The 24,520-nt window shown below is 53.9% G+C and carries 20 protein-coding genes; 14 read left to right on the top strand and 6 right to left on the bottom strand.

Annotated elements, in window-relative coordinates; all coding sequences use genetic code 11:
* Positions 1 to 12: 12 nt before the first annotated feature.
* Both Q4501_RS12125 and Q4501_RS12120 read left to right on the top strand, forming a co-directional pair.
* Positions 13 to 1,341, top strand: coding sequence for an NTP/NDP exchange transporter (locus tag Q4501_RS12125; RefSeq protein ID WP_303596498.1), 1,329 nt, complete (start codon positions 13 to 15; stop codon positions 1,339 to 1,341).
* A complete protein-coding gene (locus tag Q4501_RS12120; RefSeq protein ID WP_303596497.1) occupies positions 1,338 to 2,282 on the top strand; it encodes an aldo/keto reductase in 945 nt (314 codons plus the stop codon). Before Q4501_RS12125 ends, Q4501_RS12120 begins: the two co-directional genes overlap by 4 nt.
* Before the next feature lie 16 nt (positions 2,283 to 2,298).
* Here the strand turns inward: Q4501_RS12120 and Q4501_RS12115 are convergent, their stop codons facing one another.
* The 6 genes from Q4501_RS12115 to ggpS all read right to left on the bottom strand — a co-directional run bounded on the left by Q4501_RS12115 (position 2,299) and on the right by ggpS (position 11,341).
* Positions 2,299 to 3,561 (bottom strand): TRAP transporter large permease, encoded by a 1,263-nt coding sequence (locus tag Q4501_RS12115; protein ID WP_303596496.1) that lies wholly within the window; start codon positions 3,559 to 3,561, stop codon positions 2,299 to 2,301.
* Entirely contained in the window at positions 3,558 to 4,076 is a 519-nt protein-coding gene (locus tag Q4501_RS12110) for a TRAP transporter small permease (protein ID WP_303596495.1), read from the bottom strand. The genes Q4501_RS12115 and Q4501_RS12110 overlap by 4 nt, the downstream gene beginning before the upstream one ends.
* Positions 4,077 to 5,072, bottom strand: a complete 996-nt coding sequence (locus tag Q4501_RS12105; protein ID WP_303596494.1) for a TRAP transporter substrate-binding protein — start codon at positions 5,070 to 5,072, stop codon at positions 4,077 to 4,079. It lies immediately after the preceding gene.
* 253 nt (positions 5,073 to 5,325) lie between these two features.
* Positions 5,326 to 7,410: a bifunctional diguanylate cyclase/phosphodiesterase gene (locus tag Q4501_RS12100; protein ID WP_303596493.1), complete on the bottom strand. Its 2,085-nt coding sequence runs from the start codon at positions 7,408 to 7,410 to the stop codon at positions 5,326 to 5,328.
* Between the two features lie 174 nt (positions 7,411 to 7,584).
* Entirely contained in the window at positions 7,585 to 9,027 is a 1,443-nt protein-coding gene (gtfA, locus tag Q4501_RS12095; RefSeq protein WP_303596492.1) for a sucrose phosphorylase, read from the bottom strand.
* Positions 9,028 to 9,067: 40 nt separating this feature from the next.
* A complete protein-coding gene (gene ggpS, locus Q4501_RS12090; protein ID WP_303596491.1) occupies positions 9,068 to 11,341 on the bottom strand; it encodes a glucosylglycerol-phosphate synthase in 2,274 nt (757 codons plus the stop codon).
* A 337-nt stretch (positions 11,342 to 11,678) separates the two neighbouring features.
* Here ggpS and Q4501_RS12085 point away from each other — a divergent pair, with 337 nt between their 5' ends.
* The 12 genes from Q4501_RS12085 (at position 11,679) to Q4501_RS12030 (ending at position 24,519) form a co-directional block, all read left to right on the top strand.
* Positions 11,679 to 13,904 (top strand): diguanylate cyclase, encoded by a 2,226-nt coding sequence (locus Q4501_RS12085; protein ID WP_303596490.1) that lies wholly within the window; start codon positions 11,679 to 11,681, stop codon positions 13,902 to 13,904.
* A 97-nt stretch (positions 13,905 to 14,001) separates the two neighbouring features.
* Positions 14,002 to 14,853, top strand: a complete 852-nt coding sequence (locus Q4501_RS12080) for an MOSC domain-containing protein (protein WP_303596489.1) — start codon at positions 14,002 to 14,004, stop codon at positions 14,851 to 14,853.
* A gap of 221 nt (positions 14,854 to 15,074) precedes the next feature.
* Positions 15,075 to 15,986 carry an urease accessory protein UreD gene (locus Q4501_RS12075; RefSeq protein ID WP_303596488.1) on the top strand — a complete coding sequence of 304 codons (912 nt, stop codon included), beginning with the start codon at positions 15,075 to 15,077 and terminating at the stop codon, positions 15,984 to 15,986.
* A 41-nt stretch (positions 15,987 to 16,027) separates the two neighbouring features.
* On the top strand, positions 16,028 to 16,330 hold the full coding sequence (gene ureA, locus Q4501_RS12070) for an urease subunit gamma (protein WP_303596487.1): 303 nt from the start codon (positions 16,028 to 16,030) through the stop codon (positions 16,328 to 16,330).
* Positions 16,331 to 16,501: 171 nt separating this feature from the next.
* Positions 16,502 to 16,819: an urease subunit beta gene (locus Q4501_RS12065; RefSeq protein WP_303596486.1), complete on the top strand. Its 318-nt coding sequence runs from the start codon at positions 16,502 to 16,504 to the stop codon at positions 16,817 to 16,819.
* Positions 16,816 to 18,519 (top strand): urease subunit alpha, encoded by a 1,704-nt coding sequence (gene ureC, locus Q4501_RS12060; RefSeq protein WP_303596485.1) that lies wholly within the window; start codon positions 16,816 to 16,818, stop codon positions 18,517 to 18,519. Before Q4501_RS12065 ends, ureC begins: the two co-directional genes overlap by 4 nt.
* A gap of 20 nt (positions 18,520 to 18,539) precedes the next feature.
* Positions 18,540 to 19,040: an urease accessory protein UreE gene (gene ureE / locus Q4501_RS12055; RefSeq protein WP_303596484.1), complete on the top strand. Its 501-nt coding sequence runs from the start codon at positions 18,540 to 18,542 to the stop codon at positions 19,038 to 19,040.
* Positions 19,024 to 19,725, top strand: coding sequence for an urease accessory protein UreF (locus Q4501_RS12050; RefSeq protein WP_303596830.1), 702 nt, complete (start codon positions 19,024 to 19,026; stop codon positions 19,723 to 19,725). Before ureE ends, Q4501_RS12050 begins: the two co-directional genes overlap by 17 nt.
* 169 nt (positions 19,726 to 19,894) lie before the next feature.
* Positions 19,895 to 20,533 carry an urease accessory protein UreG gene (gene ureG / locus Q4501_RS12045; protein WP_303596483.1) on the top strand — a complete coding sequence of 213 codons (639 nt, stop codon included), beginning with the start codon at positions 19,895 to 19,897 and terminating at the stop codon, positions 20,531 to 20,533.
* 44 nt (positions 20,534 to 20,577) lie between these two features.
* Positions 20,578 to 21,153 (top strand): HupE/UreJ family protein, encoded by a 576-nt coding sequence (locus Q4501_RS12040; protein ID WP_303596482.1) that lies wholly within the window; start codon positions 20,578 to 20,580, stop codon positions 21,151 to 21,153.
* A gap of 574 nt (positions 21,154 to 21,727) precedes the next feature.
* Positions 21,728 to 22,819 carry a putative phage abortive infection protein gene (locus tag Q4501_RS12035; RefSeq protein ID WP_303596481.1) on the top strand — a complete coding sequence of 364 codons (1,092 nt, stop codon included), beginning with the start codon at positions 21,728 to 21,730 and terminating at the stop codon, positions 22,817 to 22,819.
* A gap of 50 nt (positions 22,820 to 22,869) precedes the next feature.
* Positions 22,870 to 24,519 (top strand): ATP-dependent endonuclease, encoded by a 1,650-nt coding sequence (locus tag Q4501_RS12030; RefSeq protein WP_303596480.1) that lies wholly within the window; start codon positions 22,870 to 22,872, stop codon positions 24,517 to 24,519.
* The last annotated feature ends 1 nt before the right edge of the window (position 24,520 follow it).

Below are 24,520 nucleotides of genomic sequence, written 5' to 3'. Positions count from 1 at the left end.
AGGAGAGCTTTCATGCGTCACCCGTTCCAGAACGCCTTCAACCTCCACCGACATGAAGTCCTGCCGGTCTTTGTAGCTGTCCTGTATTTTTTCTGTGTTCTGACTGCGCTGATGGTGCTTCGGCCCGCCCGGGAGGCGCTGGGTATTCAGGGCGGCATCGACACGGTTCGCTGGCTGTTCATTGGCACGGCGGTGGTTACACTGGCCGTTAACCCGGTGTTTGGCTGGCTGGTCAGCAAATTACCCCGGCGTCTGTTTATCTCTGCAACTTACCTGTTTTTCAGTGCCAGCCTGCTGGTTTTCTACGGTTTGATGACGCTAACCCCCAATGTGATTGGTGTAACCACCGGCCAGGTGTTCTATGTGTGGTTCAGCGTGTTTAACCTGTTCGTAACCATGGTGTTTTGGGCGCTGATGGCGGATCGTTTCTCGCTTGAGCAGGGGAAGCGCTTTTTCGGGTTAATCGCAGTTGGAGGCACCCTGGGCGCTATTTTCGGGCCCTGGCTGGCGGGGCGCCTCGCCCAGCCATTGGGCACACCGGCTCTTTTATTGGTGGCCACCGGCTTTCTGGTTCTGGCGCTGGTTGCTGCTCTGGTGCTCACCCGTCTGCAGCCCCATTCGCCGTCACAGCGTCAGAGCCCGGAAGATCCGCTTCCCGTCGATGAGCATGCACGCATCGGAGGCAGTGCCTGGGAAGGTTTGCGGGCGGTCTGCCGTTCCCGCTACCTGATGGGTATTGCGGCTTACGTGGTGATTCTTGCCGTGATGGCCACCTTCATCTACTTCACCCGGCTGCATATGGTGGCAGCCATGGGAGAAAGCACCGACCTGCGCACCACGTTGTTTGCCCGAATTGATCTGATAACCCAGATTGCCACTCTGGTGATGCAAGCGCTGGTGGCAGGGCATTTGATGAAACGCCTTGGGGTCTCGGTAACCCTGGCGTTGTTGCCGCTGACGGCTGCACTGGGTTTTGTTGGCCTTGCGATGGTGGGTTCATTCGCGGCTTTGGTGGTATTCGAAGCCACCTTCAGGGCGGTGCAGCGGTCGCTGATGCGTCCAGCTCGGGAAACCCTGTACACCGTTGCCAGCCGCGAGGAAAAATACAAGGCCAAGGCGTTTATCGATACCTTTGTTTATCGCTCGGGTGATGTGGTGGGCGCCCAGACAGAAGGCCTTCTGACTCGTTTAGGAATGGGCCTTGCCGGCATAGCCGCTGTTGCTGTTCCGCTTGCCCTGATGTGGGCGGTTCTGGCTTTCTGGCTTGGACGATCCCAGAAACAAAAGGCGCTGGCCTACGAGTTAGCCGGTGCAGAGCAAGAGAGGAGAATGCCATCATGATATCCCGTCGTACCTATCTCAAACTGGCGATGGCGGCCGGCGCCAGCCTGGCCATGCGGCCAGGCCTGTTGTGGGCAGAAGACCGCAAGCTTGAATTGATCACCCGCCCCATCCCTTCCACAGGAGAGCGCCTGCCGGGTGTCGGCCTGGGCAGTTCTGCCAGCTTCTCCAGCACCGCCCGAAGCGAGGATTTTGACGCGTTGCGGGAAGTGCTGGCTGCGCTGGTTAAAGAGGGCGGTTCGGTATTTGATACAGCACCGGGCTACGGCGCGTCTGAGGAAGTGGCCGGGCAAATAGCCAATGAGCTGGGCATTGTCGATAAGTTGTTCTGGGCGACCAAACTGAACGCAGCTGGCTGGGGTGGGCGTACCGCTAACATGGACGATGCCCGGGCCCAGATAGAAACCTCTTTTGAGCGGATCGGCAAAAACCCCATCGACCTGATCCAGGTCCACAATATGGCGGACATCCCTAACCAGCTTGGCCTGTTAAAGGAGCTTCGGAGCGATGGCCGGGTACGCTACATCGGGGTGACGACGACCTTTCAGCGCCAATACGAGGGCCTGGAAGAGGTGATGAAGAAGGAGCCCATTGATTTTATCGGAGTTGATTACGCCGTTGACAACCTGACCATGGAAGAACGTATTTTGCCACTGGCCAAAGACAAGGGCATTGCCGTGCTCATATACGCGCCGTTTGGTCGCTCTCGTCTGTGGGAGAAGGTAAGAGGCAAGGAGCTACCGGAGTGGGCAGCAGAGTTTGATGCTCATTCCTGGGCTCAGTTCTTCCTGAAGTTTGTGCTTTCAAACCCCGTGGTGACGGCTGCCACACCCGCGACCAGCAAAGCTCGGCATATGATCGATAACATGGGTGGGGCCATGGGCGCGCTGCCTGATGAGACATTGCGCAAGCGAATGGTGGCGCATGTTGATAGCCTGTGAAATTCTCGCTGGCTGGTCAGGAGCCTGACCAGCCAGCGAGAATCGGCACGTAAACGATTAACAGCAATACGCTGATCAAGGTCAGCAAGTATGGAATGATCGCCCGGGTGATGCGCTCCAGCGGCAGTTGTGTGATTGAGGATGCCACATAAAGGTTGATCGCCACCGGCGGAGTTATCATGCCTATCGCCAATCCCACCACGATGACTATGCCGAAGTGAATCGGGTCGATTCCGAGTTGGAGTACCAGCGGCAGCAACACTGGAGTAAGGATGATCAGGGCGCTGGCGGTTTCAATGAATACGCCGGTCAGCAGGATTACTCCTACCACCAGAAGCATGATCACGTATGGGTTGGTGGAGATGGAAAGCACGGCTTGAGCAATGGCGCCGGGTACCTGCCAGCTGGAAAGTGTCCAGCTCAGCACCGCCGAGGTGGCGATCACCAGCATGATCACCGATGTGGTAATTGCCGAGCGAATCAGAATTCGATACACATCGCGTGGTTTGAGATCGCGGTAGATGAACAGTGACACCATGAGTGCGTAGTTTACGGCTACCACAGCCGCCTCACTCGGGGTGAAAATACCAGAAAAGATCCCTCCCAGAATGATCACCGGTGTCATCAAGCCCCAGCTTGCACTTTTCAGCGTACGCCAGATGGTGCGCAGCGAGAGCGTCGTGCCTTTTGGATACTGGCGCTTGTAGGCCTGGGTAATGGCAATTGCCATCAAACCCAACCCCATAGCCAGCCCCGGCAAAAAGCCGTTCAGGAACAGCTCGGTTACCGATTGCTGAGCAATCACGGCATAGATAATCATGGGCACAGAAGGCGGGATCACCACGCCCAGGGTACCGCTTGCGGCAATCAGGCTGGCGGCAGACGCAGGGTCATAGCCTTTCTTGCGTAGTTCCGGAACCAGGCTTGATCCAACCGCCGCCGTGGTCGCAGCTCCGGAGCCAGAAATCGCTGCGAAGAACATACCTGCCATCACCGACACCAAAGACAGGCCCCCACGCAGGAAACCGAAAAGGGAGTCAGCGAAGTTCACCAGCCTTTCGCTTACCTTGCCCTGAGCCATCAGGTCGCCGGCCAGAATGAACATCGGAATGGCTACCAGGGCAAACGAATTGATGCCCTGAAACATCTGCTGGGTGACCACCATCAGTGGCACCCCGGCCTGGCTCAGTGCAATCATGGTGCTGGCGCCTATTGCCAATGCAATCGGCACGCCCAGAAGCATAAGCCCGAAGAAGAGCCCGAACAGAAGCAACGTCATGGCGCGGGACCCTCAACGCGTTCGCCATCCACAATCAGCTCTACCACGTCGACCAGCGCATACCAGCACATTATCGCGGCGCTCAGGGGAATTACGGCGTAAACGTAGGTCATGGACAGTCGCAGTGAGGCGGATTTCTGAAAGCTTTGAACCTGCATGTAGCGATACCCGATCACTACAAGAGTTATCAGGAAAGCCAGCACTGCCAGCGTGGCAACAATGCGTGCGACCTGCCGAAGTCGCACTGGTAGCGCATCTACGGCAAAGGTTACGGCGATATGCCGGCCACGCTGAAACGCAAGAGTGCTTGCCAAAAAGGTAATCCACACCAGCAGAAAGCGGCTGACCTCTTCGGTCCAGCCGACCGCGCTGAACAGCACACGGGATACGATCTGCAGGGTAATCACTGCGATCAATGCCGCCATAGCCGCAAAGACCACGGGCTGGAGAATTGCATCCAGCCCGCGCTCAACTCGCTTCAGCGGCTTCAGCACCGATTGAGTTGCTAATGCCACTTACTTGAGCGCCTCCTGAATGCGCGGCAGGTAGTCGCCGAACTCTTTGCCGTACTGCTCGTAAACCGGTTTTACTGCAGACTGGAAAGCTTTTATGTCCGGTTCGTCGTTGATCTGCATACCAGCTGCCCTGAGTTCCTCGAGTTGCTTTGATGCCATCTCGGCATTTACCTGGCGCTCATGCTCTGCGGCTTCCTGAGCGGCCTGGCTCAGCACGTCCTGAGCAGCTTCCGGTAGTTTGTTCCACGCGGGCATGCCCATAACAAAGATGGCCGGGGCATAGGTATGCCGGGAAAGGGTCATGTAATTCTGGGTTTCATTGAGCTTGAATGAGTGAACCACGTTGACCGGATTTTCTTGCCCGTCGATGGTGCCCTGCTGCATGGCTGTCAGGGCTTCCGTCCACGCCATTGGAATGGCGTTGGCACCTAATGCCCGGAAGGTGTCGACATACACCGGGTTCTCCATTACACGAATGCGCAGGCCATCCAGGTCCTCGGGGGTGTTAACCGGGCGCTCGCTGTTGGTCAGGTTGCGAAAGCCGCGCTCTGCATAGGCCAGGCCCTTCAGGTTAACCTCTGAAAGCTTGTCCAGCAGTTCCTGGCCAATGGGCCCATCGAGCACTTCATAAGCGGCCTGCGGTGAGGGGAACAGAAACGGAAGCTCGAAAACCGCCATCTCTTCTACAAAGTTGGCTACCGGCCCGTTGGTGATCACACCCATATCCACAGTGCCAATCTGCATGCCTTCGAGCAAGGTACGTTCGTCACCCAGAGAAGCGTTCGGATAAAGCTCGATGCTTACCGCACCCTCGGTACGCTCGGCCACCAAATCCTGAAATTTTACAGCGGCTATGTGAAAGCCATCCTGCTCGTTGACCACGTGTGCCAGTCGCAGGGTAACGGGGTCCATATCGGTGAAATCGGAGGCAAAAGCTGTGCTGGCCAGGGCCAGTGAAATGCTTAGCGCCAGCGTATTCAGGCTGAGTTTTGTCATTGTAATTGTCCTTGATTAATCAGGCGATAACGCGTTTGAAAAATGCACCCCCGCTGAAGATGGGGAGAGTGGTGGGAGCTTAGTTTATTTTATGAAGAAAATCGATTGGCAGGGGGCTATCGATGGGGGAGTGTCAGGGCTCTCAAAACACTACAAACAGGTGGCCTGGCTGCACCGGTTCGTTGTTTGTTCCTTGCTGCGTTGCGGCTCGAAAAATGCCGCAACGCACCGGGTGAAGTAGGGTTGAATCAGGCTAAGTAGTAACGAGCGTTGGCTCAGCGCGTTTGGTCAGATGAGTAATGCTATCGAACAATACATCAGGCGCGGCGGGCCGGGCTAGCAGGTAGCCTTGCAAGGTATTGCAGCCCAGGCGAGTCAGCAGTGCCTGCTGGTCTGAGGTTTCAACACCTTCGGCGACAATCCTCATACCCAACGTCTTGCCCAGGGCAATAATGGCCTGAATGATCGCTTCGTCATCGTTGCCTTGGGCCAGTTCAGTTATAAAGCCCCGATCGATTTTCAGCTCATCGGCTGGCAGGCGCTTCAGGTACAGCAAACTTGAGTAGCCTGTGCCGAAGTCGTCGATAGAAATGGACACGCCAAGCTCAGACAGTTTGTTCAGCACCTTCAGGCTGGTCTCGGCATCGCGCATGGCGGTGGATTCAGTGATCTCAAGCACCAGGTGTGAAGCAGACAACGAGTTGCGCATCAGTGCCGAACGAACAACGTCCACCAGGCTGTCGTGTTCAAGTTGCACAGCGGAAAGATTGACCGCCACACTCCAGTCCTGATGGCCTTGCTCGTACCAGGTCCGCATTTGCCGGCAGGCTTCGTTGATAACCCAATTGCCAATGGGCACGATCAACCCGGAGCTTTCGGCCAGAGGCAAAAAGCGATCTGGTGACAGGAAACCGTGGTCGGGGCTTTGCCACCTTAGCAAGGCTTCCAACCCGGTCATGGGCCCGTTCGGAGCGACAACTTTGGGTTGATAGTGCAAAACCAGCTCGTTGCGATCAATCGCGTTTCGCAGGTTTTGTTGCATCTGCATTTGCAGGTGTACATCGGCATTCATGCTGTGTTCGAAAAAACAGTAACCGTTACGGCCCTGCTTTTTGGCGTGGTACATGGCGGCGTCGGCGTTCACCATCAGCTCGTGTCCGGTCTCACCATCCTGAGGGTAAATGGCGATACCTACACTGGTAGATATTTTCAGGTGATTATTCAGAGCCTCGTAAGGCTCTTCTATTTTATCAATCAACCGCTGGGCAAAACCGGCTGAATTTTCCGGGGTGCCGGGTTCCATCAGCAGTATAAATTCGTCCCCTCCAAGCCTTGCAGCCGTATCCCCCTCGCGCTTGCTCGATAGGAGGCGCTGAGAGACTTCTTTCAGCAAAAGGTCTCCCACATGGTGCCCGTGCATGTCGTTAATGGCCTTGAAACCGTCGAGGTCGAGGAAAAGCACTGCAAACTCATTCTTGTTTCTCTCTGCCCTATGTATGGCCTGCTCCAGCCGGTCACCCAGAAGAACACGATTTGGGAGGCGGGTCAGGTTGTCATGCAAAGCCAGCTTGATCAGTTCGTTGTTGGCGTCATCAAGTGAAGTGGACAGGCGGTTTGTGCGCACATCGAGCATGGACACAATCAGCGCAATGGCAAAAACCGCGAGGCTCACAATGATGACCAGTATGGCCAGCCATTTGGCATCAATGCCACTGTTTGCGGCACCGCAGAAGCTATTGAGGGGGAACTTGGAAGCGGCCATTCCTGTGTAGTGCATACCGATGATGGCGCAGCCCATAACCAGCGATGCACCTATGCGGCTAAATGTGGCCCGTTTGGTTTCCTCGCGAAGCCGAAAAGCCAGCCAGAGAGCGCCCAGAGAGGCGACAATAGCGATAACAATGGACAGCACAACTAACCAGGGTACATAAAAAATGTGCGGATTCATGAGCATTGCTTCCATGCCGGTATAGTGCATGGAGGCGATGCCCAGCCCCATCAGAACACCGCCGGACAACAGCCGCCTCAAAGGCAATTTGTCCTGGCACACCAGGTAAAGTGCGAACGCAGAGGATGCGATGGCAATAAGCAATGAAAGCAGGGTTAGCGGGACGTCATAGCCCAGATCAATGGGAAGGCTGAAAGCGAGCATACCGACAAAATGCATCGACCAGATGCCAAACCCCATGGCAAACGAGCCGCCGACCAGCCAGAAAAGAGCCGTCTTGCCCGAGGCATTGGAGACGCGGCTGGCCATATTGAGGGCAGTGTAGGATGCGAGAATGGCGACTATGATGGAACAGGCAACTAAAACCCCGTTGTAACTGCTTTCTAACATCGAGAACCTATATTGTTTGAGGGTGCAGCCTGGAGAGCAATAAAATTGGCTTATTCATCAGTACTTCAATAAGCCATATTTTATGGTAGGTAATTGATCGTTAGGTAGGGCAATTATGTTTTATTGCGTGACGAGAATGTTTAGCTGATATGACATTTTGAGCAGGCTCGGCGCCTAACAATCCAGGCGCCGAGTTTCCCCGCTTTGCACATCAAGGTACTCGACCTTTACCGTATTAAAGTTCAGGTCCACGAACAGGTGGCAGTAATATTCCCCATGTCGCCAGGCCATGGCGACGCTGGAATCGTTGGAGTAGTTCAGCTCGAAGTGGCCATCGAAAGCGGGGTAGTTACTGCGAAACTTCATCAGGCTCAGCAGGCGTTGCACCACTGGTTTCTGCATCTCCTGCTCTACTTCGTCCAGGCTGTAATAATGCCGGTTGATGTCGCGTAGTTCGCCGGTTTGTTCCATCAGTTCCTGATCGTTACAACCGGCCAGAAGCCCCACGTAATACACCTGCGGAATGCCCGGTGTGAAAAACTGGATGGCCCGGGCAGCAATGTAGGCATCGTCGTTCTGCATCAGAGCATCATAGAAGGTGCAGGTAAGCTGGTAGATAGCGCCCACGCTGTGAATATTCGCTGCAGAGCGGCGCAGAATCGGGTCGGCGCTGCGGGCGTCGATGTTATCGATCAGCACTCTGATCTTGTCATCCGGCAGCACCCCTTCAACGTCGGGTATGCAAATGCCATCGTGGGTATCCAGCACGGTTACCATGTTGCGCGGGCACATGCGCAGCCAGTTCTTCAGGTAAACACTGTTGGCGTCGAGCAGTGAGTAGAGCAGCAAGGGTGGCAGGGCAAATCCGTAAGGGTGCATGTTGCGCCGGCTGATGGCGTACTGATAACTGGTGTGGTCATGCACTTCTGGCAGACACTCGGCCCCGTGCTTGAGGGCCACTTCGTTGATCCAGTCCAGAATGCGGTAAACCTCTGGCTCCACCAGAAAACAACTGGTGCCGATGCGTTTGGTGGTGTAGCCAAAGGCGTCCAAACGCAGCAGGTTTACGCCTTTGGAGGTCAGAAAGCCGATGTAGCTTTCCATCAACCTGTAGGCCAGGTCGGCGTCGTAATTGAGGTCGACCTGCTGTTCGGTGAAGGTGCACCACACCCGGGTTTTGGTGCCATCGGCGAAAGTCACTTCCCGGAAAGGTTCTTTTTCCTTTCGGATATGAATCTTGGCCATGTCGTCCGGCGATATCTCACCGAACTTGTCCACGTGTACGAACAGATCGGCGTATTCGGAGTCGAACCCCTTGGCGATGAAATCCCGGAACTCCGGGGATTCATCAGAGATGTGATTCACCGTCAGATCCACACACAGATCGTATTTCTGTGTGAAGGCTTCAATGTCGTCCCAGTCGCCGAAGGCGGGGTCGACTTCCTTGTGAGTCAGGGGTGAGAAACCGCCGTCTGCATTGGAGGGAAAAAACGGCAGTATGTGCAGCCCGCCGATGGCTTCCGAAAGGTGCTTGTCCACCACCGTGTGAAGGTCTTTAAGATCTTTACCAATCCGGTCGGGATAGCAGATCAGCTGAACGGCATTTTTGAGCAGCATGGCAGGGCTCCTGCGTTATCAATTATCGGATAAAAACCAATCAGGCCGCGCTCTGGCCCAGCGATACGACTTTTTTCAGTTTGCTGAGGCGCCGCTGTTCCACTGTCTCGATAAACTCGTCGCCCCAGTAGCTTATGTCGTAGCGACACACGATTTCGAAAGCCTCGCTCAAGCGGTTTCTGGCTTCATCCGGGCTCATGGCCAATGCGTAGTAACAGGTGTCTGCCAGGTCCTGCGGGTGATGGGGGTTGGCAAGAATGGCACCCCGAAGTTCGGCCGCTGCTCCGGCAAACTCTGACAACACCAGCACCCCGCAGCCCTTGGTGAGCCCCTGGGTAGCAATGTATTCCTTGGCCACCAGGTTAAGGCCATCACGCAAGGGGGTAATCCACATCACATCGGCCATGGTGTAATAAGCAACCAGTTCCTCGAAGGGCAGGGCGCGGAAGAAGAATTGCACCGGGGTCCAGCCCACCTGAGCAAACTGGCCATTGATACGGCCCACGGTCTGTTCAATCTGCGCCAGCAGTTCTTCGTAGATGGTCATGCCTTTCGCGGCGGGCACACACACCATCATCAGAGTGACCTTGGTTTCCAGTTCCGGATGCTCGGTCAGCATGCGCTCGTATGCCTGCAGCTTTTCCAGAATGCCCTTGGTGAAATCAAGGCGTTCCACAGAAAGGATCAGCCGGATGCCTTCGAGTTCTTCTCTGAGAGTCTCCATACGGGCAATGACATCGGTATCTGCAAGGGCGTTGCGAACACGACTCAGGTCCAGCCCCACCGGGTGTGCACCAAGGCCTATCTTGCGTTCGTTCACGGTAATTTCGGTGCTCATCTCGTCCAGGCCCACGGCGCAGCCGTAAGTCAGGAATCGAGGTGCGCAGCCGGCTTTTTTGGTGACTTCCAGAGGTGTAACGCCGCGGGCCACATCCACGAAATTCTCAGCTTGGCGGGGAATATGGAACCCGATGTGATCGCACTGCAGCAGGCTACTGATAATTTCCCGGCGCCAGGGTAAAACGTTGAACACATCGGCGGATGGGAAATAGGTGTGATGGAAAAAAGCGATGGTCAGGTCCGGGCGCAGCTCTCGCAGAAAAGCCGGCACCATCCACAAATTGTAATCGTGGATCCACACCACGGCATTGTCTGCTGCCTCCGCCGCTGTGCGTTCAGCGAAGAGTTTGTTGACCTTGAGGAACACCTGCCAGTGATCATCCCGGAAGGTGGCGCGTTCCCAGAAGGTGTGCAGGGTGGGCCAGAAGGCTTCTTTGGAGAAGCGTTTGTAGAAGATATCGACTTCTTCGGCGGTTAACCCAACCCGTGCGGCGACAAGTTTTTCATAACGGCTGGTGTCCACTTCGGTGTGGGTCTGGAAGGGCCCCAGTTCCGGGTCATCAATCGACCAGGCCACCCAGGATCCGGCTTTGCCATCGGCAAAGAAGCTCAGAAGAGTGGGAATGATGCCGTTGGGTGAACGGGGCCGGCGTCGGATCAGTTGGCCGTTCTCTACCACTTCTTCATAGGGCAGGCGGTGGTACACGATAACCAGGTCCGATTTACCCGATCGCATGGTATCCGGAATTTCAGCATCTATACCGGCGTGGCCCAGAAACCCGAAATGTTCAAAGGCTTCGAGAATACCGCCACAGCCGGTCGCGTCTGCGTGATAGACCCGTGCCTGCTGTTCGGTTTCCTCCAGCAGACTGGACTCCGAGGCGCCAACGCAAACCCCTTTAAAGCTTTGCTGATACATCGACAGATCGTTCAGGGTGTCGCCTGCCACCAGAACTGTTTCCGGGTCGGCGCCCAGGTGCTCAATCAGACGCGTAAGAGTACTGCCCTTGTTAACACCCCGGGGCAGAATGTCCAGATACTTGCCAGCGGAGAAGAGCACGTCGCAGGACAAGGCTTCCGCTTTGGCTTTCAGTTCCTCACCCACTGCAGTGCTGTGGCAGAAGTAGGAAACGCGGCGTTCCTGAGGCACTTCCTGGCGCTGCAGGCCTTCGAACGACGTCAGCGCCGCCTCGATGATCTGTTCGCCGGGCCAGATATCGTCGATTTCGCCCTGCAAGGGCTGTATGGCCTGCTGGGAATCCCCATGGACAACGGTGCAGCCCACGTCGCAGATGATGTAATCGGGCTGGGGGATGGTCGGGTCAGATAGTAGTGGCAATACCGACTCCAATCCTCGACCGGTTACGAACACCAGTTGGATTTCCGGGTGGGCGGCGATCAGTTGGTACAGCCTGAGGCGATTCTCCGGATCACCCGCAAGAAAGGTTCCGTCAAGATCGGTGGCAAGTAACATGATGGTGCACTCCTGTCTGCATGTTTCCTTACGGTGCTTGCAGGATTTGTACCGGGTGGGGACCAGAAGGCTTTTGCCCGGCGTGCGGATTCTATTAATAGTGTCGGAAAAACAAGGAGCTGGGCCAGCCTTGAAAAAACTGCCTGTTTGAGTAAAACATCGCCCCGACTGGTGCCACAGTGGTGCGCTCAAGAGCGCAGTGCTTTATTTGGGTGCTTTGTTTTCTGCTCAGCTTTCAACCTTGTATTCTTCAGGTGTATGCTGGGTTGGCAGGCGGAGAATTGGCCGGCGAATTGGCGCAGAGACTCCGTGCTAACCCAGGGAAGAGGCGAGTGGCATGCCAGGGGTAAGCTATCCGAATAACATTCCAGCGCTAGGCTCGCAAGGCGCACACAGCCGCACCATCTGTCATATTGGCTGGGCGGTCATCGTAATCAGTTCGCTGGTTATGCTGTCGTGGGGGTTCGATATTGAGGTGGGAAAACGCCTTCGCCCCTCTTTCCAGTCAATGAAGTTCAATACAGCATTTTGCTTCCTCATCTGCGGCCTTCTTTTTCATCGTCAATCACAGAGTGGCGAGACTTCTGCACGGGACTCGATCGTTGCCTGCCTGGGGGTTTTTCTTCTCGTGATATCAGGCCTCACGCTGCTCCAGTACGGGCTGGGTTGGCAGCTGGGCATCGATAATCTTGTGATTCAGGATTTGGATACGCCTCCAGAGGACTGGCCGGGGCGTATGTCGGCCGGCACGGCCCTTTGTTTCAGCCTGATGGGCGTCGCGTGGCTGATCAATGCTATGCCGTTACGCCACTCCATCGTCGTACTGCAACTCCTTGCCCTGGCGGTAATCGTGATCAGCGGTGCGGCACTCATCGGATATATTTTCGGTGTGCAACGCTTCAGGCTGCCTTTGTTTTCCACCATGGCCCTGCACACCGCAGCTTTGTTCGTTGTCTGCGGCGCTGGCATGCTCATGGTAAGGCCTCACGCCGGGGTGATGAGTTCCGCAGCGAGTGCGTATATTGGTGGCCGCTCCTTAAGGCGCCTTCTGCCTTATTTCGTTGTTACTCCGGTGCTTATAGGCTGGCTGAGTATGGAAGGCGTTGTGGCTGGCTATTACACCGAGGCGTTCGGCTTTGCATTGAGCAGTCTCTCCAGCATTCTGGTGCTGACCTGTGTCGGCTGGCTCGGTGCGGGTGCCCTCAACCGGGAGGAGGAACGTTTTCGCTCCACCGTGGACTCATCTCCAGTGGCCACGCTTATGGTTGATCGAAGGGGTACTATCCAGATAGCCAACCAACTCGCACACTCACTATTTCGCTGCCCGCAGGGCCATTTGGTTAACCGGCAGGTAGAACGCCTTCTACCCGAGCGGTTCCGCAGTGAGCCTTTAACCTTCCAGCGTGAGTATTTGGAAGGGGGAGAACGAAGAATGCTGGGCAGCGGGCGAGATCTGTTTGCTTTGCGCCAGGACGGTAGCGAGTTTCGGGCCGAGATTGCTCTGAACCCGGTACAGACGGCTGATGGCCACTCTATTATCGTGGCGATTCTGGATATCACGGCGCGCGTAGAAGCCGAGCTGAAAGTACTTCGCCTGAACCGGATTCATAAGGTTCTGAGTGGCATCAACACGCTGATCTTACGCGCTCAGGCCCTGGATGCGCTCTATGAGGGCGCTACATGGATTGCGGTAGAGAAAGGTGAGTTGCCTGCTGCAATGGTTGTAGAGCACGACAAGCATTCGGGCCTGCTCAATATCCGGCACGCACACGCCGAAAATACGCAGCTGCAGGCCCGGTCACTCTCTGGTTTCGAAACCGATGCCATTTATGAGTGCCTGCAGACACATCAGGTAGTTACGCGAAACAATCTGGCGCAGCAGGAAGGCAACGTGGACCTGGCGGGGTTGGTTGGTCAGGGCATACAGGCGTTGGCCAGTTTTCCGCTAACCACGCAGGGACAGCCGTTGGACGCTGCTTTGGTCCTCTATCGGTGTGAGCCGTTTTCTTTCGACCAGGCTGAAATGGAACTTTTGCGGGAAGTCGCTGGCGATATCTCATTCGCAATCGCCAATCTGGAAAAAAGCCAGGAGTTGGAGTACCTGACGCATTTTGACAGTGTCACAGATCTGCCAAACCGCCTGTTGCTGACCGACAGATTACGGCAGGCCATGATACAGGCAGACAGGTGGCAGGGTACCGTCATCGTTTTGTATGTGAACATCAACGGCTTTAAACAGGTCAACGAAAAGCTGGGGTTCTCCGGTGGCGATGACGTGCTCCGCCAGGTGGCTCGAAGGGTCGGCGCCTGTATCGGCCAGGCCGATACAGTATCCCGCTGGGGTGGCGACGAATTCATTGTTCTGCTTCCCGGGCAGAGCGCTGCAGACGCGAGTGAAGTCGCCCACCTTATAACCGATGCCCTGGAGTCGGCGATCCAGCTGGAGGACGGTCGGGATGTGCTTGTTTCCTGCAGAGTGGGCGCCGCTGAGTATCCTCGCGATGGTTTAGAGTTAGACGCCATCATCAACAGCGCCAGAACTGCATCAAGTAAGGCAAGTTGATGGTTGGCAACCCCTTGGGCGCTTCTACGTTCTCCGACGTATAGACGCCTGGACACCTCGGCAATACCTTTAAACGGTATTTTCAGAGGTAACTGCAATGAAAATTGGTACGATCGAGTCGATTTGGCGTTACCCCGTAAAGGGCATGGCCGGTGAAAGTCTGGGAGCCTGTGCTCTTGATTCGCAGGGTTTGGCGGGTGATCGCACATGGGCCGTGCAGGACGTAAAACGCCAGGAGATCCAGAGCTGCAAGTTCCGCCCGCAACTCCTTCAATGCCGTGCCCGCACCCGGGGTGAGCTTGACAGCGAGCATATCGAAATTACCTTTCCTGACGGCCAAACCCTTCGCAGCGATCACCCGCAGGTCAATGCCCAGGTGTCTGCCCTTATTGGCCATGAAAGCGTTCTGCAGCCACTGCGCGCAGATGCAGGTGACGACTTCTATCGCCGATACAAAACCGATGACCACACCTGGCTTGACGAGCTGAAAGCTACCTTCGCACGAGAAGAAGGTGAACCACTGCCCGATCTCGATAACCTGCCAAAGTCCATGCAGGAGTTCGTGTCTGTCCGGGGCACGTTCTTTCTGGTGTCGCCGTTCCATATCCTGACCACAGCCAGCCTGGATTACATGAAGCAGCAAAACCCGGAGGCCGACTGGCACCTGGAGCGCTTTCGCCCCAATCTGATGATTGAAACCTTGCCGGGAATCGAGGGCCTGGCTGAACAGGACTGGATTGGTAAAACCCTGCAAATTGGCGAGCTACGCATCGAATGCGACGGGCCTGCACCACGCTGCGGTGCGGTTACCAGGCAACAGAGCGACTTTGGTGCAGATACCGGTTTGCTGCGCAGCATTGTTCGGCACGCGGATCAGAATCTGGGGATATACGGAAACGTCAGAAACTCGGGCCTGATAAGTGTTGGCGACGAGGTTGTGCTGATCTAGAGCCCACTCAACCTGGCAGGGTGAGCGCACCAGAATGGCGCACCCCGGTTTTGCTCGCACTGATTTGGGGTTCTTGAACCCGGAATAGAGCACCATGCTATGTTTATTTTTAATGTAACTAACTGAAATTAATGATGGTTTTACCGGTCTGGAACGGCTGATGCAATGTGGGAAAGGTTCATGATGAACGGCGCAACTCACTTTCAAAAGCATCCCGTGGTATGACAGCTTTCCAACGACTAGAACCATTCCTTCAGCACGAGTCTGCGTCGGGCCACCGGTTTGATCTGGAGCGGCGTTGGGCCGCCGGTTTGTCTCTTGGTTTTGAAGCGAGAGATAAAGAAAAAGGTGAGCCTGTTACCAGTCTGGTTCGCCGTAAACACCATGGCCCGTTAAGGGTGCAGCGGCCTTTCTACCCGGAAGGGCGCACCGGCTGCTGCCATGTGTATTTATTGCACCCGCCCGGCGGGTTGGTGAGCGGTGATGAGCTCCGTATTGAAGCCTCGGTCGGTGAGCGAGCTCATGTGTTGCTAACCACTCCGGCCGCCGCCAAGCTTTACAAAGCCGACAGCCACGGCGTCGCCTGGGGGCAGCACACCCGCCTGCGGGTGGCCAGAAACGGCATTCTTGAATACCTGCCACAAGAAACCATTGCCTTTGACGGCTCCCGGGGTAAGCAAAGCACCACCATCGAACTCGAAACCGGCGCCAAATGCATCGGCTGGGAAATCCTTGCCCTGGGGCGCCCGGCCAGTGACTTGCCGTTTGTGTCTGGCCATCTGGAACAGAGTTTTCGCCTGCACATGAACGGCCGCCCTCTGTGGCTCGAACGCCAGCCCATGGACCCTACCCACCGCCGATTTAAAGGCCATTGGGGGCAGGGTGGTGCGACCGTGCAAGCCACCCTCTGGGTTGTCGGGCTGGAAGACGAAGCCGCTGCTATCGAAGCGCTCCGGGCAAACCTGCCCGCTAATCAACGCTGGGCCGTTACCCGTCGCCGTGGCGTGTTGCTGTTGCGCTATCTGGGGCAGGAAAGAAACGAAGCCTGGGCCCTTTGCCAGCAAGCCTGGGAACTGCTCAGGCCAGAACTCACCGGCCAGCCAGCCAGCGTTCCCCGCATCTGGCTGACCTGAACACCATTCGAATTGCGTCGCGATAACCGGAGTTAGACACCATGGAATTAACGCCCAGAGACAAAGACAAACTATTGCTGTTCACCGCCGCACTGCTGGCCGAACGCCGCAAGGCCCGGGGCCTGAAACTGAACTACCCGGAGGCCATTGCCCTGATCAGCGCGGAAATCATGGAAGGCGCCAGAGCCGGCCACTCCGTTGCAGAACTGATGAGCAGCGGCGCAGAAATTCTCACGCGGGACGACGTGATGGATGGAATAGCTGAAATGATTCCGGAAGTGCAGGTGGAAGCCACCTTCCCGGACGGCACCAAGCTGGTCACCGTTCACAACCCCATTGTTTAAAAGGCCAATGAGAAGCTACCTGCGTTGCCGCTACGGCGTTAAAAGAAGGCTCAAAATGCTCATTTATACATGCATAAACTGCGCTTTTTCGCCTTCTTTTGTCCGGGCGGCGTTCCGCTTGTATCGGCTGCCTCGCCAACGCTTCTCATCGGCTTTTAAAGGAGGCTATTTATGATTCCCGGAGAGTACCAACTCAAAGACGGCGACATCGAACTCTGCGCAGGCCGCGAGCGCATCACTCTGGATGTAGCCAACACCGGCGATCGGCCGGTTCAGCTCGGCTCCCACTACCATTTCGCCGAAGCGAATCCGGCTCTGATTTTTGATCGTGATAAAGCAAAAGGCTACCGCCTGGACGTAGCTGCGGGCACGGCCATTCGTTTCGAGCCGGGGCAATCGCGGCAGGTCACTCTGATTCCCTTTGCTGGCGGACGTGAAATCTATGGGTTTCGGGGCGATGTGATGGGCAAACTGGAGGCGCAGAAATGAAGATTACTAGGCAGGCATACGCCGACATGTACGGCCCCACCGTTGGTGACCGGGTAAGGCTGGGCGACACTGAACTGTGGATTGAGGTCGAGAAAGATCACACCCATTACGGCGACGAAGTAAAATTCGGCGGCGGCAAGGTTATCCGCGATGGCATGGGTCAGAGCCAGCGCGCCGACGACTCAGTGATGGACACGGTGATCACCAACGCCCTGATTCTCGACTGGTGGGGCATCGTTAAAGCGGATGTAGGCATCCAGAAAGGCCGCATCGCCGCCATTGGCAAATCCGGCAACCCGGACACCCAGCCAGACGTCGATATCGTCATCGGCCCCGGCACTGAAATCATCGCAGGCGAGGGTAAAATTCTCACCGCTGGCGGCGTTGACCCCCATATTCACTTCATCTGCCCGCAACAGGTGGAAGAAGCGCTAATGAGCGGCGTGACTACCATGTTGGGCGGCGGCACCGGCCCGGCAACCGGAACTAACGCGACCACCTGTACACCCGGTGCCTGGCACATGGGTAAAATGCTGCAGGCCGTGGACAGCCTGCCCATGAACATCGGCTTTCTGGGCAAAGGCAACGCCAGCCTGCCAGAAGCACTGGAACTGCAGATCAAAGCGGGCGCCATTGGCCTCAAATTGCACGAAGACTGGGGCACCACCCCGGCCAGCATCGACAACTGCCTGACCGTGGCGGATCAATACGACGTACAGGTTGCCATCCACACCGACACATTGAACGAATCCGGCTTTGTGGAAGACACCCTGGCCGCGTTCAAAGAACGCTGCATTCACACTTTCCATACCGAAGGTGCGGGCGGCGGCCACGCGCCGGACATCATCACCGCCTGCTCGAAACCCTATGTGTTGCCGTCTTCCACCAACCCCACGCGCCCGTACACGGTTAACACCATCGACGAGCATCTGGACATGTTGATGGTCTGCCACCATCTGGACCCCAACATCCCGGAAGATGTGGCGTTTGCTGACTCCCGCATACGCCGGGAAACCATTGCAGCTGAAGACATCCTTCACGACATGGGTGTGATCTCCATGATCTCCTCCGACTCACAGGCCATGGGCCGGGTAGGGGAGGTTATCTGCCGCACCTGGCAAACGGCCCACAAGATGAAAACTCAGCGCGGTCTGCTGCCGGAAGATGAAGAACTGGGTGCCGACAACTTCCGCGCCAAACGCTACATCGCCAAGTACACCATCAACTCCGCCATTACCCATGGCATTGCACACGATGTGGGCTCGGTAGAAGTGGGCAAGCTGGCGGACCTGGTGCTCTGGAGCCCTGCATTCTTTGGTGTGAAACCCGCCTGCATCATCAAAGGCGGCATGATTGCCGCTGCGCCCATGGGCGATCCCAATGCATCGATTCCCACGCCTCAGCCAGTGCACTACCGCCCCATGTTTGGTGCCTTTGGTAAAGCCGCCAGTGCCACCCGCCTGACCTTTGTCAGCAAGGCAGCCCTGGAAGCCGGTATTGGCAAGGAGCTGGGCTTGGACAGCATGCTCTCCGCCTGTACCAACGTGCGGCAAGTCCGCAAGAGCGATATGAAACTGAACGACGCCTGCCCGCACCTGACTGTAGACCCGCAAACCTACGAAGTGCATGCAGACGGTGAACTGCTGACCTGCGAACCGGCTTCTGAGTTGCCGTTGGCCCAGCGCTACCACCTATTCTGAGCCAGAGGCCGGAGAACCTTATGCTGGAACTTATAAAACGCGTTTCCCATGTGGAAAGCACTGAAATTTTCGACAATCTGACCTTGCCCTACGACCTGCGCATGCGGGGCCGGCTGCGCTCCACCACAGAAACCAGCCAGGACGTTGGCCTGTTTCTGGACCGTGGCCCTGTATTGCGTGACGGCGACTTGTTGCAAGCCAGAACCGGCGAAATCATCCGGATTCGCGCCGCGGAAGAACCGGTAGTAACCGCTTACATACAGGCTGGCCTTCCGCTGGCAAGGTTGTGCTACCACCTTGGCAACCGCCATGTCTCGCTGGCTATTGGCCAGAGCGAACGAGGTGGCTGGGTGCGTTTCCCGCCTGATCATGTTCTGGAAGAGTTGGCCGAGCACCTGGGCGCAGAACTGGTTCGCCACACGGCAACCTTTGATCCCGAACCTGGTGCTTATGCACAAGTTGGAAATGCCGATAGCGGCCACAGCCATAGCCACGGCCATCACCATGCTCACTCCCACTAACAGCCCGGCTGCCGCATCGAGCGACCTGGCTTTGCTGGGCCTGATGCAACTGGTCAGCCCCGCGCTGCCCATAGGTGCCTTTGCCTGGTCCCAGGGGCTGGAAAGTGCCTTTGAGCTGGGCTGGGTAGAAAACGAAGCAGACTTGCAGCAATGGCTGGAAGGCGTTCTGGAAGATGGCCTGAGCCGTTGCGAGTTGCCTTTGGTGGTGCGCCTGCAAAGTGCCTGGGCAGCCGGGGATGCGGAAGCTATTGCCCAGTGGAACGACTGGCTGCACGCCACCCGGGAAACCGCAGAACTGAGTGACGAAGACACCCGCCTTGGCGCGGCGCTGGTCACCCTGCTGCGCAACCTTGGCCTGCTGCCAGAGGCGAGCCTGATTCCGGACGAACCCGGTTACATCACCATGTTCGCCTGGGTGGCCCACTACCGGAAGGTGCCCGAGCGCCAGACCCTGCTCGGTTTCGCCTGGGCCTGGCTTGAGAACCAGCTTGCAGTTGCCTGCAAAGCACTGCCCCTTGGCCACACCGCAGCCCAGCGCGTAACCGAACACATGCGCCCCTTATTGGTAACCGCTGTCGAGATTGCTCTGCAGCGGGATGACGAAGAACTTGGCCCCATTTTGCCCGGCCTGGCCCTCGGCAGCGCCTTACACGAAACCCAGTATTCACGGCTTTTCAGAAGCTGAAACATAAAGACATTTACTCCGAGGTCTGGAGCGGCGGTCAGTAAGTCCTTCCGGGACTGTCTGCAGCATGGATGCTGCAGTCAAGCGTACAGGGATGTATTTACAGCGTGTCCCGGAAGGACTTACTGATCGACGCAGACACGGAGCCTGAAGATAAGAGGATATAGCCATGAAACATTGTTTGAGAGTTGGAGTCGGCGGCCCGGTCGGTTCCGGAAAAACCGCCCTCTTGCGCCAGTTGTGCAAGGCCCTAAAAGACCACTACGACATCGCCGTTGTTACTAACGACATCTACACCCGTGAAGACGCCGACTTCCTGCTTAAACACGACGCTCTACCAGCCGACCGCATCCTCGGCGTGGAAACCGGTGGCTGCCCGCATACAGCTATCCGCGAAGACGCCTCCATGAACCTGGCTGCCATCGACGACCTGCAAAACCGACACCCGAACCTGGAACTGGTGCTGGTGGAATCCGGCGGCGACAACCTCTCCGCCACCTTCAGCCCGGAACTGAGCGATCTCACCCTGTACGTGATCGACGTCTCCGCCGGCGACAAGATCCCCCGCAAAGGCGGCCCCGGCATCACCAAATCCGACCTGCTGATCATCAACAAGATCGACATTGCCGAACAGGTACATGCCTCCCTGGATGTGATGGAGCGGGACAGCAAAAAAATGCGTGGCGAACGCCCCTTCGTGTTCACCAACCTTTACGACGGAGTAGGGCTGGAAACTATTATCAACTTCATTCTTGAGCGCGGCATGCTGCCGGAAAGACGGCCCGAAAAACTGGCTGAACCAGCCTGAGCTAACCGAATCGGAACGAATCCAGAACCATCAGGAGAAACACCATGAAACTCACAGCCAAACTCCTTACCGCCGCCGCGTTGCTGACCGCCTCCGCCTCAGCCATGGCCCATCCCGGCCACACTGAAGGTGGCTTCACCAGCGGCCTGATGCACCCGATGCTGGGCCTTGACCACCTGCTGGCCATGGCAGCCATCGGTTTCTGGAGCGTGCGCCAGTCCACCACTATGAAAAACAGCACGCCCCTGTTTGTGATCGGCGGCATGATCCTCGGTGCAGCCATTGCCTGGGGAGGCATGAGCCTGCCCGGCGTTGAAACCGGCATCGCACTCTCCGTGTTGCTGGCCGGTATTCTTATAGCCACCATGGCCAAACTGCCTACCGCGGTAGGCGGAACACTGGTCGCGGCCTTTATGGTATTCCACGGCTTTGCCCACGGCACAGAAATGCCTGCTGGCGCAGCGCTGGTGGCATACCTGGTTGGCTTCTCCATTGGCACACTGGCCCTTACCTTTGTAGGACGGGGGCTTGGTGCATTGATGCAGAAAACGGATAACCGCTTTGGTCGAGTGCTGGGTGGTGTGGTTGCTGCGACCGGAGCTTTTCTGGCTGCTGCATAAATAACTATTTAGTTTAAAACCTGAATTAAAAAGAAAGCTGTGCGGGAGACCGTGCAGCTTTTTTTGTGGCATAAAGATATGTATTTTTGTAATAGGGGGGGCAGAGAGTGCTGAGATGGTTTATCTTCAGTAGTAAAACAAGACAGAAAAAAGCACCAACTGTTATGGATAACGGCCGATGGACACCTCAGTACTGACACCGCATTTTTTTGATTTCTCGCATTTTATGCCGCTTATTATGTCGGCAATTACCATGTGTGTGCGCTGCTTTCACGGCAAGCTGGAAGGCTTGATCGATAGGGTTTCTGCGAGCCTGTTTTTCAGGAGAAAGTCAGACGAGGTAAGGGGGAAAGCGACGTCGGCGCTTCGTTATTGCGATAATGAAGACGTCAAGTTATTACAGGGTGCGCAAGGTCTTAATGTATCTAGGTATTTGATTTAAACGATTAATTTAAGGTTTTCAAACTCTGGTATGCATGTTTCATGGCGGTCAGTTTTTCGGTAATAACGAAGCGCGCTATCTAACCACTGTTAGGACACAAGCCTGAGAAACTCTCGGATTATGGAATAAACGATGAAGGACTGGTTTAAAAAAATATTTTACAGATTGAATAGCTATCTAGATCAAAAGTATCCGGATTTTGAAGCTATATTCACCGAGTCCGATGAAAACAAAATAAGCCTAAGTCTCAATAAGGTTTTGTTTAAAGTTCTTTCGTTCGCAGTATTAAGTGCCGGGTTACTGTTATTAATTAATCTGGCCTTGATATCGTTCACTGATCGAGGTGGCGTTTTCGGAGATTTTTTTGGTGGAGTCCTAAATCCAATACTAACTTTCTTTACGTTGTTCGGCCTAATCGCCACTATCGTGATTCAGCGACAAGAGCTGCGTTTGGCCCGTCACGAATATGAAAAGACTGCTGATGCTCTTAGCACGCAAGCTATCGAAACGACCTTTTTTAATATTCTTGACCTGCACCATAAAATTGTAGATAACCTAAAGGTTGATTTAGAAGAATTAAGTTATAGAAGTGAAGCTGAAAAAGCTCTCAAGGGAATTACTGCATCTATTATAAATTCTCAATTAGGTGTAAGTGCATCATCTAAAAAATCTAAGGTTGAAGGGCGAGCTGTATTTGAGGAGATTCTGGCATTCTTATCAATTGAAGCAAAAACACCGGAAGATGCTCTGGAACGCTATAAAAATATTCAGAAGCATCACAATCACATACTAGGCCACTATTTCAGGAATCTATACCAAGCCCTAAAAATTATTGATGGTTACGAAGAAAATAAATTGACCTACGAAGAAAAAAGAAAATACTCAAGTATTCTAAGAGCACAGCTTTCTACAAAGGAATTAGCATTGCTTTTTGTTAATTGTCTAGATGGTGTGGCAGATTCAGGGCAGTTTAAAAATCTTTTAGTAGAGTTTCAGATGTTAGAGCACCTGCCAATACAAAAGCGTAAAAATGGCTACTCACTTGCTGGGTCTAAAATAGCAATAGCTAGTGAGAATATGCTTTCGCAGTACAAAGAGACGAAAAAGATAGGGGTTAATTTGAAGAAATATTATGGCGGGGCTTTTGGTACGAATGGGGGCGTTCCCCATAATCTCAGCCCTAACAAATCAATGCAGCCGACCGCTGACGCGTCGGCTGATTGACGCGTTAACCTCTATCGCATATATAGCTAAAGTCGTATAAGGAATATTTTGTGCACATTGAAAAGTTAATCGTTAAGAATTTCAAGAAATTCACAGATCGTGCATTTGACTTTAATCATGACCTAAACTTACTAGTAGGTGATAACGACTCAGGGAAAAGCACAATTCAAGAGGCAATAGAGATAGCATTAAATTGTAGTTATCGTGGTAAGCCGCTGTCCAGTGAAATAAAACCAGAACTCTTCAATTTAGATGCTGCTACAGCCTACATAGAGGGTGATAAAAATTGTGAGAGCCTCCCTTCAATAACGATTGAACTGTTCCTAGATGGCGCACCTGAGTACCGAGGGGATAATAACTCACTAAATAAAAATACCGATGGACTCTCTTTAAAAATAAAATTTGATGATGACTTGAAAGCGGTATACAACGAATTTATTAAAACTCCTGATTCAATAAAGTCTATCCCTGTTGAATTTTACAAGATTGAATGGCTAGACTTTGGATGGAATAAAATTAAGTTTCTTAATAGAAAGATGAGTGGTTTGTTTGTGGATCCGAGTAGGTTGCATCCTACTCAAGGTCGAAATCAGTATATTTCTAGAATCATAAACTCCTCATTATCAAAAGAAGAGCAAGCGCTTCTAAATGTTAATTACCGACAACTAAAGCAGCATTTCGATGACCAGCCGCAAGTTAAATCGATAAACGATAAATTAGATAGCGAAAATATTGTCACAAATAAAAAGCTTGAAGTAACTGCTGATGTATCTATATCAAGCTTTGAATCAGGTATGCAGCTATCTGTTGACAATATTAACCTTCCTCAAGTTGGTAAGGGGGAACAAAACACTATTCAAATCAAGTTAGCTATACAAAACAAGGCCAGCAATGTTGATGTGATTTTATTGGAAGAGCCTGAAAATCACCTCTCGCATACCAATTTGTCGAAATTAGTTAAATATATAGAAAATCAGAGGCAAGGTAAGCAATTGTTTATAACAACACATAGCTCTTATGTTCTCAATAAGCTTAGTCTAGATAAACTCTGCCTTATTAATGAAAGTTACGTCAGGTTAAATGACATAGATAAAAGTGTATCAAATAGTCTGAAGAGATTACCTGGTTATGACACTTTAAGGGTGGTTTTATCAAGAAATGTTGTGTTGGTAGAAGGTCCGTCCGACGAACTAGTTTTGAAAAGAAGTTATATTGATAATTATGATCGACTGCCAGAAGACGATGGGATCGATATTGTTGTGGTTCGAGGAATTGGCTTTAAAAATTACTTGGAAATTGGAAAAAATATTGGTACAAATATACATGTTGTCAAAGATAATGATGGTAACCACAAATATAATATTGAAGAGTACAAAAATAAGTATGATGCATATAAAAATATAGAGTTTTTCTCTATATCCGATAACGAGCAGTATTCGCTAGAGCCGGTATTAATATTTTCTAATAAGGCTACTGAAAAAGAGCTTGATGACTACGCGAAAATCACACTTTCAACACAAACATACAATAAGTATATGAAGCAAAAAACTTTAGATAATAAGGTTGGATTTTTAATGGATTGGTATGCTGATGAAGGCGGCGCAGGTAAGAAAAAAGTGGATTCAGCCATCAGAATATTTGAATCTGATCACAAGATAAATTATCCAGACTTTTTACAGAAGGCACTACGTTTTGAGTAAA

Source organism: Marinobacter sp. 2_MG-2023 (assembly GCF_030546935.1).
Taxonomy (GTDB): Bacteria; Pseudomonadota; Gammaproteobacteria; order Pseudomonadales; family Oleiphilaceae; genus Marinobacter.
This window is presented reverse-complemented; position numbering and strand designations above follow the sequence as displayed.

Coding starts and splice junctions, on each gene's coding strand:
- Q4501_RS12040 (WP_303596482.1), top strand. CDS start 20,578: ATGAAACTCACAGCCAAACTCCTTACCGCCGCCGCGTTGCTGACCGCC.
- Q4501_RS12100 (WP_303596493.1), bottom strand. CDS start 7,410: ATGTTAGAAAGCAGTTACAACGGGGTTTTAGTTGCCTGTTCCATCATA.
- Q4501_RS12050 (WP_303596830.1), top strand. CDS start 19,024: ATGCTCACTCCCACTAACAGCCCGGCTGCCGCATCGAGCGACCTGGCT.
- ureG (WP_303596483.1), top strand. CDS start 19,895: ATGAAACATTGTTTGAGAGTTGGAGTCGGCGGCCCGGTCGGTTCCGGA.
- Q4501_RS12120 (WP_303596497.1), top strand. CDS start 1,338: ATGATATCCCGTCGTACCTATCTCAAACTGGCGATGGCGGCCGGCGCC.
- Q4501_RS12075 (WP_303596488.1), top strand. CDS start 15,075: ATGACAGCTTTCCAACGACTAGAACCATTCCTTCAGCACGAGTCTGCG.
- ureC (WP_303596485.1), top strand. CDS start 16,816: ATGAAGATTACTAGGCAGGCATACGCCGACATGTACGGCCCCACCGTT.
- Q4501_RS12065 (WP_303596486.1), top strand. CDS start 16,502: ATGATTCCCGGAGAGTACCAACTCAAAGACGGCGACATCGAACTCTGC.
- Q4501_RS12080 (WP_303596489.1), top strand. CDS start 14,002: ATGAAAATTGGTACGATCGAGTCGATTTGGCGTTACCCCGTAAAGGGC.
- ureE (WP_303596484.1), top strand. CDS start 18,540: ATGCTGGAACTTATAAAACGCGTTTCCCATGTGGAAAGCACTGAAATT.
- gtfA (WP_303596492.1), bottom strand. CDS start 9,027: ATGCTGCTCAAAAATGCCGTTCAGCTGATCTGCTATCCCGACCGGATT.
- Q4501_RS12085 (WP_303596490.1), top strand. CDS start 11,679: ATGCCAGGGGTAAGCTATCCGAATAACATTCCAGCGCTAGGCTCGCAA.
- Q4501_RS12125 (WP_303596498.1), top strand. CDS start 13: ATGCGTCACCCGTTCCAGAACGCCTTCAACCTCCACCGACATGAAGTC.
- Q4501_RS12105 (WP_303596494.1), bottom strand. CDS start 5,072: ATGACAAAACTCAGCCTGAATACGCTGGCGCTAAGCATTTCACTGGCC.
- Q4501_RS12115 (WP_303596496.1), bottom strand. CDS start 3,561: ATGACGTTGCTTCTGTTCGGGCTCTTCTTCGGGCTTATGCTTCTGGGC.
- Q4501_RS12035 (WP_303596481.1), top strand. CDS start 21,728: ATGAAGGACTGGTTTAAAAAAATATTTTACAGATTGAATAGCTATCTA.
- ggpS (WP_303596491.1), bottom strand. CDS start 11,341: ATGTTACTTGCCACCGATCTTGACGGAACCTTTCTTGCGGGTGATCCG.
- ureA (WP_303596487.1), top strand. CDS start 16,028: ATGGAATTAACGCCCAGAGACAAAGACAAACTATTGCTGTTCACCGCC.